Origin of the sequence: Rhodopila sp., assembly GCF_965277825.1 — a bacterium.
GTDB lineage: Bacteria > Pseudomonadota > Alphaproteobacteria > Acetobacterales > Acetobacteraceae > Rhodopila.
Window position 1 is genome coordinate 1,609,104 of sequence record NZ_OZ255846.1, and the last position, 12,325, is coordinate 1,621,428.

11 protein-coding genes are annotated in these 12,325 nt (G+C 64.5%); 6 read left to right on the forward strand and 5 right to left on the reverse strand.

Annotated features, from left to right (window positions below; translation table 11 throughout):
- Positions 1-79: 79 nt before the first annotated feature.
- The 5 genes from ACQY4T_RS08145 (at position 80) to ACQY4T_RS08165 (ending at position 6,248) form a co-directional block, all read left to right on the forward strand.
- Positions 80-757, forward strand: a complete 678-nt coding sequence (locus ACQY4T_RS08145; RefSeq protein WP_428539930.1) for a nucleotidyl transferase AbiEii/AbiGii toxin family protein — start codon at positions 80-82, stop codon at positions 755-757.
- Positions 754-1,044 carry a hypothetical protein gene (locus ACQY4T_RS08150; protein WP_428539933.1) on the forward strand — a complete coding sequence of 97 codons (291 nt, stop codon included), beginning with the start codon at positions 754-756 and terminating at the stop codon, positions 1,042-1,044. The genes ACQY4T_RS08145 and ACQY4T_RS08150 overlap by 4 nt, the downstream gene beginning before the upstream one ends.
- An 82-nt stretch (positions 1,045-1,126) precedes the next feature.
- Positions 1,127-1,825: a dienelactone hydrolase family protein gene (locus ACQY4T_RS08155; protein ID WP_428539936.1), complete on the forward strand. Its 699-nt coding sequence runs from the start codon at positions 1,127-1,129 to the stop codon at positions 1,823-1,825.
- Between the two features lie 161 nt (positions 1,826-1,986).
- Positions 1,987-3,225, forward strand: a complete 1,239-nt coding sequence (locus tag ACQY4T_RS08160) for a CaiB/BaiF CoA transferase family protein (protein WP_428539939.1) — start codon at positions 1,987-1,989, stop codon at positions 3,223-3,225.
- Positions 3,226-3,242: 17 nt separating this feature from the next.
- On the forward strand, positions 3,243-6,248 hold the full coding sequence (locus ACQY4T_RS08165; protein WP_428539942.1) for a glycosyltransferase: 3,006 nt from the start codon (positions 3,243-3,245) through the stop codon (positions 6,246-6,248).
- A gap of 373 nt (positions 6,249-6,621) precedes the next feature.
- Here the strand turns inward: ACQY4T_RS08165 and ACQY4T_RS08170 are convergent, their stop codons facing one another.
- Together ACQY4T_RS08170 and ACQY4T_RS08175 are read right to left on the reverse strand one after the other, a co-directional pair.
- Positions 6,622-6,774 carry a hypothetical protein gene (locus tag ACQY4T_RS08170; protein WP_428539945.1) on the reverse strand — a complete coding sequence of 51 codons (153 nt, stop codon included), beginning with the start codon at positions 6,772-6,774 and terminating at the stop codon, positions 6,622-6,624.
- 185 nt (positions 6,775-6,959) lie between these two features.
- The gene (locus tag ACQY4T_RS08175; protein WP_428539948.1) at positions 6,960-7,718 is read right to left on the reverse strand and encodes an MOSC domain-containing protein; all 759 of its coding nucleotides are present in this window, start codon (positions 7,716-7,718) and stop codon (positions 6,960-6,962) included.
- Positions 7,719-7,834: 116 nt separating this feature from the next.
- Here ACQY4T_RS08175 and clpB point away from each other — a divergent pair, with 116 nt between their 5' ends.
- Positions 7,835-10,414: an ATP-dependent chaperone ClpB gene (gene clpB, locus ACQY4T_RS08180; protein ID WP_428539951.1), complete on the forward strand. Its 2,580-nt coding sequence runs from the start codon at positions 7,835-7,837 to the stop codon at positions 10,412-10,414.
- 80 nt (positions 10,415-10,494) lie between these two features.
- Here clpB and ACQY4T_RS08185 read toward each other — a convergent pair whose 3' ends face one another.
- The 3 genes from ACQY4T_RS08185 to vapB form a co-directional block, all read right to left on the reverse strand.
- Entirely contained in the window at positions 10,495-11,409 is a 915-nt protein-coding gene (locus tag ACQY4T_RS08185) for a restriction endonuclease (RefSeq protein ID WP_428539954.1), read from the reverse strand.
- Between the two features lie 90 nt (positions 11,410-11,499).
- On the reverse strand, positions 11,500-11,901 hold the full coding sequence (vapC, locus tag ACQY4T_RS08190; RefSeq protein WP_428542765.1) for a tRNA(fMet)-specific endonuclease VapC: 402 nt from the start codon (positions 11,899-11,901) through the stop codon (positions 11,500-11,502).
- Positions 11,902-11,906: 5 nt separating this feature from the next.
- Positions 11,907-12,128, reverse strand: a complete 222-nt coding sequence (vapB, locus tag ACQY4T_RS08195) for a type II toxin-antitoxin system VapB family antitoxin (RefSeq protein WP_428539956.1) — start codon at positions 12,126-12,128, stop codon at positions 11,907-11,909.
- Positions 12,129-12,325 lie beyond the last annotated feature (197 nt).

Genomic DNA, 12,325 nt, shown 5'->3' on the forward strand with positions numbered 1-12,325 from the left:
CCGTCAGGGAAGCGCCGGTCGTGGCCGGCGGATGCCTGCTCAAGCCAGGGCACCCCGATTGTGCTATGCTTGGGATCACATGAATGGTTCCTTCAGCCCTCGGCTCGAAGTCTTACCGCCGGCGCAGCGGCGCTTTTGGCCCGAACTGGCCGCCGTGCCGATTGAATTCGTGCTGTACGGCGGCACGGCAATCGCTTTGCAGCTTGGTCATCGACAATCCGTGGACTTCGATTTCTTCGGGAGTCAGTCATTCGATCCGGCTCGGCTCGAGACGTCGATCCCCTTCATCGCGGGCGCGGCGATCACGCAGCGTGGCCCAAACACGCTGACCGCCATCGTTGAGCGCGACGGTCCGGTCAGGCTTTCGTTCTTCGGGCTGCCTAGGCTCTCGCGCGTATCGGCACCGCGCGTCGCGCCCGACAACGGTTTGCAGGTGGCGGCCTTACTCGATCTGGCCGGAACCAAAGCATCGGTCGTGCAACAGCGCGCGGAGGCGAAGGATTACATCGATCTCGATGCGATCTTGCGTGAAGGGCACATCGCCCTGCCCAACGCGTTGGCCGCAGCGCAGGCGATTTACGGGACGCAATTCAATCCGCAGATCACCCTGAAGGCCTTGTCGTTCTTTGAAGATGGCAACCTCGGTCGCCTGCCGAGAGCGGTCAAGGATCACCTCGCCAAGGCTGCCCGCGACGTCGACCTTGACAGTTTGCCGCCGATGACCGTCGTCGGGCCTGGCAACCTCGGGTCGATATGAAGCCGATCCCGCTCACCCCCGAAACCGCGGCCGTGGCCCGCCGGCTGGTCTGGTTCGAGGATCCCGCGGAGGCGCTTTCCGATCCGATCCGCTTCATGGCGTACGCGATGGCTTCCGCCACGCATCAGGACATGAACGTGCTGCGCCGCCATGTGTCGGATGAGGACTTTCTCGAAGCGCTCGACAACGCGCCCCCCGGCATCATCGATCCACGGTCCTGGGCCTACTGGAACTCCAGGGTGGGCCGCTATCCCGCGCCTCCGCTGCCGGCGCGCGATCTGCCATAAAGCGCCGGCCGCCGACCGCCCACTCCCGCTGCCGAGGTTCCCCTTGTATGCTCCGCCTCTCGCATCGCAGGGAGCAAAGATCGTGGCCAGCATTACCATCCAGGCAACCGATGGCAGCGGCGGCTTCACCGCCTATGTGGTGGAACCGAAGGCGAAACCCGCCGGCGCGGTCGTCGTGATCCAGGAGATTTTCGGCGTCAACCAGGCGATGCGCGATACTTGCGCCTGGGTCGCCGACCTCGGCTTCATCGCGGTCTGCCCCGACCTGTTCTGGCGCATCCAGCCCGCCATCGACATCACCGACAAATCGGATGCGGAATGGAATCAGGCCTTCGAGCTGTTCCAGAAATTCGACCAGGCCAAGGGGATCGACGACCTCAAGGCCAGCGTCGCCGCCAGCCGCGGCTTGCCGGGGGCGAACGGCAAGGTAGCGACGATCGGCTATTGCCTGGGCGGCCGACTGGCTTTCATGATGGCGCAACAGTCCGATGCCGATGCGAATATTTCGTACTACGGCGTCGGCCTGGACGAACTGGTACCCGATCTGCCCAAGGTGACCAAACCGTTGCTGGTGCACGTCGCCGACAAGGACGAGTTCTTCCCTGCCGAGGGGCGCGCAGCGGTAATCAAGGCCATCGAGGGGCACAAACACGCGGTCGGCCATGTCTACCCCGGTGCCAATCACGCCTTCGCGCGGGTCAACGGCGTGCACTGGGACGGGCGGTCGGCGACGATCGCCAATGGCCGCAGCGCGGAGGCCCTGGTGGCGGCACTCGGGTAGAGAGCAAGCAGCGATCCGCACGGCAGACACCGGCAACGAGTGCCGATCGAACAGCCCGGCGCCCTGCCCTGTTGCGCCGCGCCTGCGCTCGATTATGAAATCCGGGTGCCTGGGCGCGCATCCGTGGTTGCCAAGGCGCCTCTTACGGAGACCAAGATCCGATGGACGATTCCACCACCCCCAACCAGGCCGGCCGCGGACTGGCAAAGACCGCCGGCGCCCTGGCCGGGATCAAGGTGCTCGATCTGACTCGCGTGCTGGGTGGCCCATACTGCACGATGATCCTGTCCGACCACGGCGCCGATGTGATCAAGGTCGAGCCGCCGCAAGGCGACGAGGTGCGCGACTGGGGCCCGCCGTTCCACGACAACGACGCCAGCTACTTCATCGGCGTCAACCGCAACAAGCGCTCGATCGCGCTCGACCTTGGCCAGCCGCAGGGCAAGGCGGTGCTGTTGCGCCTGCTGCGGGACGCCGACGTGCTGATCGAGAATTTCAAGCCCGGCTCGATGGAAAAATGGGGTCTGGGCTACGAGGAGGTGTTGTCCGAGCAATTCCCCGGCCTGATCCATTGCCGGGTCTCCGGCTTCGGCGGCGAGGGTCCGCTGGGCGGGTTGCCCGGCTACGACGCCATCCTGCAGGCGATGACCGGGCTGATGAGCGTCAACGGCGACGCCCATACCGGCCCGATGCGGCTGGGCACCGCGATGGTCGATATGGGCACCGGGCTCTATGCGGCGATCGGCATCCTGATGGCGCTGCATGAACGCGGCCGATCCGGCCAGGGCCAGTATCTGGACATGGCGCTTTACGATTGCGGCATGGCGCTGCTGCACCCCCAGGCGGCGAACTACTTCCTGAATGGCAAGCGCCCGACCGGCACCGGCAATCCGCATCCCAACCTGGTGCCGTACGACAAGTATCCGACCCGGAGCTGCGAGATCTTCATCGCCAGCGGCAACAACGGCCAGTTCCGCAAACTGTGCGAACTGATCGGGCGCGCCGACATGGCCGACGATCCGCGCTTCGCCAACAACGGCGAACGCAATATCAACCGTGTCGCCTTGACCCTGGCGCTGGCGGCGGCGTTCGCCGAACAGGACGGCTACGAATTGGCGCTGCGGCTAATCCGCGCCGGGGTCCCGGCCGGCCCGGTGCTGCCGGTGGACGAGGCCACCGCCGCGCCGCACACCGCGCACCGCGAAATGGTCACCGAGCTGGACTGGTACAAAGGCATCGCGACGCCGATCAAGTTCAGCCGCACCACGGGCGGCACGCGCCGTCCGCCGCCTCGGTTCAACCAGCACGGCGGCGAAGTCCTGGCGCAGCACGGCTATAGCGACAGCGAGGTCGATGCGCTGCGCCAGGCCGGCGTGCTGCCCGACCAGCGACGCACGTGATGTAACGGAGAGCCGCGATGTGGCCGCTCGACCTGCCGGCAAGCGCGGTACTGAAGTTGCCTGGCGAAACCGACATCGCTTGGGCGATGTTCGACTGGCAGTGGTATCTGCGGTCCAATCCGCGGGCCGCCGCCGACGCCGGCGGTGCCGATCCGGCGACGGTGCTGGGATACTACCTCGAGCAAGGACAGGTGCTGGGGCACTCGCCCAGCGCGATGTTCGACGAGGCTTGGCACCGGCTGCGCTATCCGCCGATCGGCGCCAGGATCGTGGCCGGCGAATGGAGGTCGGCGTTCGACGCCTACTGCCGGCGTGGCGCGCTGGACCGTTCGCCGCATTGGCTGTTCGACGAACCCGGCTACCGCGAGCGCTATCCCGATCTGACCGACGACATTCTGACCAGCCTCGGAATCTGCAACGGCTACGATCACTATCTGCGCCATGGCGCGCAGGAGGATCGTATCGGCCATGTACTGTTTGATCCGGCCATCTACCTGGCGCACTTCGATCCGGCCGACGTCGCGGCGATCCGCGCCGACGGGGTGTTTCAGCATTACTTGAACCGTATCGAATCGCCGGAACCGGAGCTGCGCACGTCGATCTATTTCGATCCGGCATGGTATTTGCGGCGCTACCCTGAAGTGGCCCGCGAAATCCAGGCGAAGCGCTGGAAATGCGCGCTGCATCATTACCTATGCAACGACACACCAAGCGCGTTCGATCCGCTGGCGGGATTTTCCGAGTCCTGGTACCTGCAGCGCGACCCTGGACTGCTGGGAGTCGTCGCGGCGGGCAACTTTCGCAACGGCTATGCCCATTTCCTGCGCTTCGGCGTGGGCGAACTGCGGCCGCCATCGGCCACCATCGACCTTGCCTGGTATGCCGCCCAGCCCAGCGTCCGCGCCGATCTGGAACAGGGTCGCGCGACCGATGCGTTCGCCCATTGGCTGACCATCGGCGCGAACGGCGGGCTGGCGTCATCCAAGCCCGAGAGCGAGAGGCTGACCGAGACCCAGGCAAGCCATCTGTTCCGCCAAACCGCCGCCGCCATGCTGCCGATTGCCGGACGCTTCGGCTATGGCTTCGCGTGCTCGCAAAGCCCGGCTATCAGCGTGGTGATGGTGGTGCGCGACGGCTTCGCGACCACGCTGGCCACCATTGCCTCGCTGCACTGCAACGCCCCGTCCGACACCGAATTGATCATCGTCGATCATGGTTCCGCCGACGAAACGCGCTCGATCGAGCAGTATGTTTCCGGTGCGCAAGTAATTCGCTTCGACGACGATTTAAGCTGGTCAGGCGCGGCCGATGCCGGATGGCAAGTTGCCCGCGCATCGGCGGTATTGTTCCTATCCGCGGCCGCAACGGTAGCGCCAGGATCGATCCAGCGCGCACTTTCCCGGCTGGCGGCGGATGGGTCGATCGGAGTGGTCGGCGGCATGATCCTGCAACCGCACGGGGTCATCGCCGAAGCCGGTGGTATCGTGTGGAACAATGGCGCCACGCACGGTTACCAGCGCGGCGCCTCACCCCGCGATCCCGAGGTGAACTTCGTCCGAGAGGTGGATTTCTGCGGCGCGGACTTTCTGCTGGCGCGAACCGCACTGCTGGCGCAGCTCGACGGCTTCGATCACCTCTGCCCCACCTCGCACGCGGCGGCGGACCTTTGCCTGCGCATCGCCCAGGCCGGATCACGCGTGGTCTATGACCCTTCGGTGATGGTGATGCTAGGCGATGCCGCCAATAGCGGGGCTCCGAACGATCATTTCCAGCGCAAACACGCGACACTGCTGGCCGAACGCCATCCGCCAGGCGGCCCGGTGCAGGTGTTCGCGCGCCACGCCGGCGCAAAGCCGCACCGCGTGCTGTTCATCGAGGACACCGTGCCGCTGCGCCGCATCGGGTCCGGCTTCGTGCGCGCCAACGATCTGGTGCGGGTCCTGGCCTCGCTGGGTTGCGCCGTCACGGTATTCCCGGTCAACGGCTGCGGCCACGACCTCGCCCACGTGTTCGGCGACATGCCGGATAGCGTCGAGGTGCTGCACAACAGCGGGCTGGACCGCCTGGCCGGGTTGCTGCGGGCCCGAGCGGGGTATCACGACACGATCTGGCTGGCGCGGACGCATAACCTGGCGTGCACGCGACCGATCCTGGCACGGTTGCAGGCGCAGGGAACGCTGACCGCCCGGATCGTGCTGGATACCGAGGCGATCACGCCACAGCGCGAGGCGATGGCGGCCGACCGTGCCGGTTTGCCATACGATCTGCCGGCGGCGATGCGGTCGATCCTGACCGACGCCGAGATCTGCCGCCAGACCGTGGCGGTGACCGCCGCCGAGGCCGACACCCTGCGGGGGTTCGGCTTTCCGTCGGTTCACGTGGTCGGCCACACGGTGGAACCCAATCCGACCCCGCTTCCGTTCGAGCAGCGATCGGGCATGCTGTTCGTGGGCGCGATCCACAACCAGGACAGTCCCAATTTCGACAGCCTGGTCTGGCTAGTCGAAGCCGTGCTGCCCTTGGTCGAGGCGGAGCTGAAATGGGAAACCCGCCTGACCATCGCCGGCTACACCGCGCCCGGCATCGACCTGACCCACTTCGGACAGCATCGACGAATTAGCTTGCGCGGACCACTCGCTGATCTGTCGTCGCTTTACGACTCTCATCGGATCTTCGTCGCGCCCACTCGATACGCCGCCGGCGCGCCGTTCAAGGTGCTGGAGGCGGCGTCGCGCGGACTGCCCGTCGTCGCCACCGAGCTGCTGCGCGGGCAACTCGACTGGCGCTCCGGACAGGAGATTCTGGCAGCCGATGCCGACGATGCCCGATCGTTCGCGGCCTGTATTGTCACCCTGCACCGCGATCCGGGCCTGTGGCGGACAATCCGCGACGGCGCCCTGCAGCGGCTGCGGCGGGAATACAGTGAGGAGCAGTTTTCCCGCTCTGTCGCCGCGGTGCTGCGGCGCGATCCTCAGGCGCAGAACCTGTCCGGTGCGCGAACCGTGCCATCGGACCGACCGTAAGGCTGGCGGAATTAGGCGGCGGAACATAGTTTTTAGGCCAGGTTTATCCGCACTTTCCGGCGGAAACGGCTGAGGTCCGAAACCGGACGCTGGACAGCGTCGGGAACAATCCCACGAACCGGTGACAATGTGCCGATCGGAAAACTTTATGGATCAATATTACGGAAAAAATACTTGATCCAGCCGATGCTGGATCGTAAATAAGCTCGCACAGGGTTTACCCCCCAAACTCTGTTGCTTCGCCGGCCGGCTCCGCGTATCTCCCCCCATGCGGGGCCGGTCTACGATGCCGGTTGGTTCGGCGCCGGGATAACCTGGCAACGGTCACGCGGGGCGGCCGACCATTAGCCGGCTTCAGTTTGGGTACGGCGGATCAAGCAGCGCGAAGACCGATCCAGACGGTCATCAAAATCATCACGATCAGCAGTGTTTCAAGATAAGGCCTTGCGGCTCCGAGCAACGTGGCATCGGCGGCAACCATCCGGCCTGACGTTTCTTCGCCGGCATGAAATCCCAGATCCGACATCGCAACACCATCCCCTGGAGTTGATCCTCGGCCTGATCGCTTGGAGAAAGAGTGCCGCGGGGGCCGAACCCCCGCGGCAAAGTTCAGGGGAGGAAACACCGCTTTCCTAGCTCACGTTTTCGTCAGAATGCAACTGTATTTTCACGAAATCGCGATTTCGGTGTCTGTCCAGACCACCGGCGCTCTCATGGCGCCAACAGTTCGATCGCGTCCCCTACCGCGAACCGGCCGCCCTCCACGACCTCGGCGTGAACGCCCAGCTCAACATGGCCGTAGAGTGACCGCAGCTCAGCGACCGGGTCGGCGTCACGTTCTCCGGTCACCGGGTTCACCTCGGTCGCCGGGCAACGCGTGGTGCCCTTGACCACCCGCAGTACAGCGCCGCCCACCTGCAGTTCCCTTCCGATCCAGTCGCGTTCGGCCCAGGCCGGGGCGCCGGTAAACCACAGATTGGCGCGGAACCGGCGGCGGTGGCGGTGGGCGCCGACTTTCGTTTCGTAGTCGCGTAGACTGGCCAGGTTGTTGAGGCTGACGACCTTGGTTTTCTGGTCGCCGAACACGTGGCCAGGTACGTAGTGGAAGCTGGGCTGGCCGCGGGCTTCCTCGGCCATATAGTCGCCCAGGAACGCGGCGATCCGGTCGCGCCCCGCCGCGGTCATCGCGTTGCTCTCGATGCCGCTGCCGTCGGGGGCGCGAATGCGCAGGGTCTTCGATCCGGGGTCGAACACGCTGAACAACAGCGCCGCCTTGGCGTGCTTCATCTGGCAGAGGAAGTGCCACTTTGGCAGCCACGTCGGGTTGGTCGGATCGAAGCCCGAATCGCCCTGCGCCAGGGCGAACGCCCGATCCCATGGGATCGCCTCGCCGGCCTCGACCTCGGCCTGATCCATCGCCTCGGCGGTGAGTCCCTTGACCGGATAGCGGTACAGATATTCGATTCGCATGGATCACTCCCCCTTGAGCGCCAGTTTGCGCCGCCCCATTTTCTAGACAATGCCTAACCATGTTGCCTGCTATGAAGGGGCATGGACGGGCTGTCGCCTGATGATAGGGACATGTCATGGATATTCAGAAATTCACCGAACGCTGCCAAGGCTTTCTGCAGGCAGCCAGCACGATCGCGATCCGCGAGTTCCACCAGCGGATCACCGCCGAACATCTGCTGAAGGCAATGCTCGATGATGAGGAAGGGGCCGCTTCCGGCTTGATCCGAGCCGCGGGTGGCGACCCGAAAGCCGCCGCCACGGCCAACGACGCCGAGGTCGCGCGTCAGCCCAAGGTCAGCGGCGGTGGCGCCGGCCAGCCGCAATTGACTCCGGAACTGGTGCGCGTGCTGGATGCCGCGCAACAGGCCTCGACCCGCGCCGGAGACGAATATGCCGCCCAGGATCGTCTGTTGGTGGCATTGGCCGAGTCGCACACCGCCGCCGGACGCGCGCTGAAGGCGGGGGGGATCACCCCGCAGGCGCTGGAGAAGGCGGTCAATGACGTCCGCAAGGGGCGCAAGGTCACCAGCCCGAACGCTGAGTCCAACTTCGACGCGCTGAAGAAATACGCCCGCGACGTCACCGCCGTGGCCCGCGAGGGCAAGCTCGACCCGGTAATCGGGCGCGACGAAGAGATCCGGCGCACCATCCAGGTGCTGGCCCGCCGCACCAAGAACAACCCGGTGCTGATCGGCGAACCCGGCGTCGGCAAGACCGCCATCGTCGAGGGGCTGGCGCTGCGAATCGTCAACGGCGACGTGCCGGAGGCGCTGAAGGGCAAGCAACTGCTGTCACTCGATCTGGGCGCGATGGTCGCCGGATCGAAGTATCGCGGCGAGTTCGAAGAGCGCTTGAAGGCGGTGCTGAAAGAGATCGAGGACGCCCAGGGCCAGGTGATTCTGTTCATCGACGAGATGCACACCCTGATCGGCGCCGGTCGGGCGGATGGCGCGATGGATGCGTCCAACCTGATCAAGCCGGAACTGGCGCGCGGCACGCTGCACTGCATCGGCGCCACCACGCTGTCGGAATACCGCAAGCACGTGGAGAAGGACGCCGCGCTGGCGCGACGGTTCCAGCCGGTGTTTGTCGGCGAGCCCAGCGTCGAGGACACCATCAGCATCCTGCGCGGGATCAAGGAGAAGTACGAACTGCATCACGGCGTGCGCATCGCCGATGCGGCGCTGGTGGCGGCGGCGACTCTGTCGAAGCGGTATATCACCGACCGGTTTTTGCCGGACAAGGCGATCGACCTGATCGACGAGGCTTCCAGCCGGCTGCGCATGCAGGTGGACAGCAAGCCCGAGGCGCTGGACGAACTCGATCGCAGGGTGATCCAACTGAAGATCGAGCGCGAGGCGCTGAAGAAGGAAAGCGATGCCGCGTCGAAGGACCGGCTGAGCCGGCTGGAGAAGGAACTGGCCGACCTGGAGGACCGCTCCAACGCGATGACTGCGGCGTGGAAGAACGAGAAGGACCAGGTGCAGGAGACGCAGAAACTGAAAGAGCGTCTGGACCAGGCGCGGTCCGAGGTCGAGGTGGCACAGCGCCGCGGCGACCTGGGCCGGGCGTCGGAACTGAAATACGGCGTGATCCCGGACATCGAGCGGCAATTGGAGAAATCCTCCGACGGCAAGTTGGTGAACGAGGCGGTGACCGAGGAAAGCATCGCCCACGTGGTGTCGCGCTGGACCGGGGTGCCGGTGGACAAGATGCTGGAAGGCGAGCGCGCCAAGCTGCTGCGCATGGAGGATGATCTGCGCAAGCGGGTGATCGGCCAGGAAGAGGCGCTGAAGGCGGTCGCCAACGCGGTGCGCCGCGCGCGTGCCGGCCTGCAGGACCCGAACCGCCCGATCGGCAGCTTCCTGTTCCTGGGCCCGACCGGCGTCGGCAAGACCGAGCTGACCAAGGCGTTGGCGTCGTTTCTGTTCGACGACGACAAAGCAATGGTGCGGATCGACATGAGCGAGTTCATGGAGAAGCATGCAGTGTCGCGGCTGGTTGGCGCGCCGCCGGGCTATGTCGGCTACGACGAGGGCGGTGTATTGACCGAGGCGGTGCGGCGGCGGCCATACCAGGTGATTTTGTTCGACGAGGTCGAGAAGGCGCACGAGGATGTCTTCAACATCCTGCTGCAGGTGCTGGATGATGGCCGGCTGACCGATGGCCAGGGCCGGACGGTGGACTTCAAGAACACTATCATCGTGCTGACCTCGAACCTCGGCAGTGACATCCTGGCGCATCAGAAGGAGGGTGAACCGACCGAGATGGTGCAGGGCGAGGTGATGAGCATTGTCCGCCAGCACTTCCGGCCGGAGTTCCTCAACCGGCTGGACGAGATCGTGCTGTTCCGGCGGCTGCAGCGCGCCGATATGGCTTCGATCGTCGAGATCCAGCTGGCGGGTCTGCGCAAGCTGCTGGGTGACCGCAAGATCGGCATCGACCTCGACCGCGGCGCGCTGGATTGGCTGGCCGCCGAGGGGTACGACAGCACGTACGGCGCGCGGCCGTTGCGGCGGGTGATCCAGCGGTCGCTGCAGAACCCGCTGGCGGGGCTGATCCTGGAGGGTGCGATCAAGGAAGGAGAGACCGTGCGGGTTTCGGCGGCAGCGGATGGTCTGGTGATCAACGGGCAGTTGGCCGAGGCGGCTTGATCGATCCCGTGCCTTGGTCCGTCAAGCTAGAACCGTGTGACCGCCGAATGCCTCTTGAGGCTCCTCGGCGCTCACGGAGCTCACTCGGCTTCATCCTCCTGGAAGTAAGCCAAATCAACCCGTTTGATCTCTATCGTCCGAGCGACGCGGACACCCACTTTGAAGCGGATCATTAGGTTCGTCAGTAGGTCCCCGTCGATGAGAACCAGGCGGAGCGATCCCAATTGCCTCGCGGCGGTGAGCGCGGCCTTTGAGAAGGACGATGTTGTGATCAGAACCCCTTTGCTGGCGCCCCTACCGACGAGTGCCCCAATAAACGCCTGCACAGTTTCAGCGCCGACGGTATTGCCGGGCTTATAGCGCTTCGCTTGGAGGTACACTTGGTCGAGGCCCAATTGATCTTCGCGGATGACGCCATCGATCCCGCCGTCGCCAGTGCCGCCCAGTTGTTCACCAGCATCCGCGCGAGATCCTCCATATCCCATCGCGAGAAGCAAATCGACGATTGTTCTCTCAAAAAAACTGGGCGACGCCTCGACAATCCGGGTGAGTAATGCGTCCCGCAAAGATGCATCTAGTGTTCCCGATGCCGTCTCGAGCTGCTCTTCGGGCGTCGCTGAAAATTGTGAAACCGGAGCAGAAGCCCCATCAGGGATAACGATTACCCCATCGTCGGCCTTGGTCTTGCCTAGGAACGAGCGAAAACTGTCGTAGCGCAACAAGACCGAGTTATCCAGCTTGGCCGGATTGGTGTTTAAGACGTCTCGCCCAACTTCGGTGATTTGAACGGCCCCACGCCTTGGCTGCTCGATCAGGCCCGCCTGCTTCAAGTAAGTCTTTGCCCAATGAACCCGGCTCGCAATAATCGTTGTTCCACCACTTGGTATCGGGCGAACGCGCTCATCCTTGTCAAGCTTGAGGTCATCGGCGATCCTATTAATTAGGTCGCGCATCGTCCATGTCTTCTCGGCGCTGTGGCGCAACACCGGCAGCATGAGAGCGTCATACGCTGGTATCGACACTTTACCTCCCTCGAAAATATCGTTTTGTGTAAGAGCCGCAGCCACAATTTCCCACGATTCGGCCTATGCGAGCCAATCTTCCGCTCGCAGGCCGGCCACGCGGCGGAACTCCCTCAGGTTGCCCGTGATCACCACCAGCCCCTGACTGCGAGCGTGGCCCGCGATGAGGATGTCGTACGGGCCGATCAGTTCCCCTTTCAGCCCGAGCTCCGCGTAGATCTCGGCGGCGTGCCCCGCGGCGGCGGTGTCGAAATCCAGCACCGCCAACCGCGCTGCCATGCGTTCAACCTCACGACGGTTTTCCGATGGTCTCGCCGAGCGTGCGGCGCCATGCAACAACTCGGTCAGCGTGATGGTCGAGATGCACAGGGTTTCCGCCTCGGAATTGAAGCGGGGACGCAGGCTGGAAGGCCGATCCCGCAGCACGCGGATGCACAGATTGGTGTCGAGCATGTTGCGCAGCAGCAGCATCAGAGCGCTTCGCGTTGCTGGTGTGGCAGCTGCGTTCTATCTCCGATATCGATGCCGGGCCGGTCAAAGAAATCATCCCAGACGGCATTCGCCGGTGTCACTACACGACGCACGCCGTCGCGAACGATGCTGACCTCCTGAACACTCTGCGGAAAGGCAACGTCCTTGGGCAGACGCATGGCCTGCGACCGATTGCTCTTAAACAGGCGGGTTCTGGTCATCGTGTTTCCATATGGTGATGGGATATCCGTTATATATATCCCATCATTCGGTCGTCAACGTTGACTTCCACGAGAACCACCGTCATAAGCCGCGCATCCGGGCCGCCATCGCTCCCGGTCCCCGCCCGACGCGGGGGCTACGCCGCTCCGCGAGGGTTCGCGCAGCGGCGCGTAACTGGTTGGACCTTCGCTTAGCA

Bases quoted from the DNA above. Each gene is read 5' to 3' on its own strand.
- ACQY4T_RS08145 (WP_428539930.1), top strand. From the start codon at position 80: ATGAATGGTTCCTTCAGCCCTCGGCTCGAAGTCTTACCGCCGGCGCAG.
- ACQY4T_RS08150 (WP_428539933.1), top strand. From the start codon at position 754: ATGAAGCCGATCCCGCTCACCCCCGAAACCGCGGCCGTGGCCCGCCGG.
- ACQY4T_RS08160 (WP_428539939.1), top strand. From the start codon at position 1,987: ATGGACGATTCCACCACCCCCAACCAGGCCGGCCGCGGACTGGCAAAG.
- ACQY4T_RS08165 (WP_428539942.1), top strand. From the start codon at position 3,243: ATGTGGCCGCTCGACCTGCCGGCAAGCGCGGTACTGAAGTTGCCTGGC.
- ACQY4T_RS08170 (WP_428539945.1), bottom strand. From the start codon at position 6,774: ATGTCGGATCTGGGATTTCATGCCGGCGAAGAAACGTCAGGCCGGATG.
- ACQY4T_RS08175 (WP_428539948.1), bottom strand. From the start codon at position 7,718: ATGCGAATCGAATATCTGTACCGCTATCCGGTCAAGGGACTCACCGCC.
- clpB (WP_428539951.1), top strand. From the start codon at position 7,835: ATGGATATTCAGAAATTCACCGAACGCTGCCAAGGCTTTCTGCAGGCA.
- ACQY4T_RS08185 (WP_428539954.1), bottom strand. From the start codon at position 11,409: ATGCTGCCGGTGTTGCGCCACAGCGCCGAGAAGACATGGACGATGCGC.
- vapB (WP_428539956.1), bottom strand. From the start codon at position 12,128: ATGACCAGAACCCGCCTGTTTAAGAGCAATCGGTCGCAGGCCATGCGT.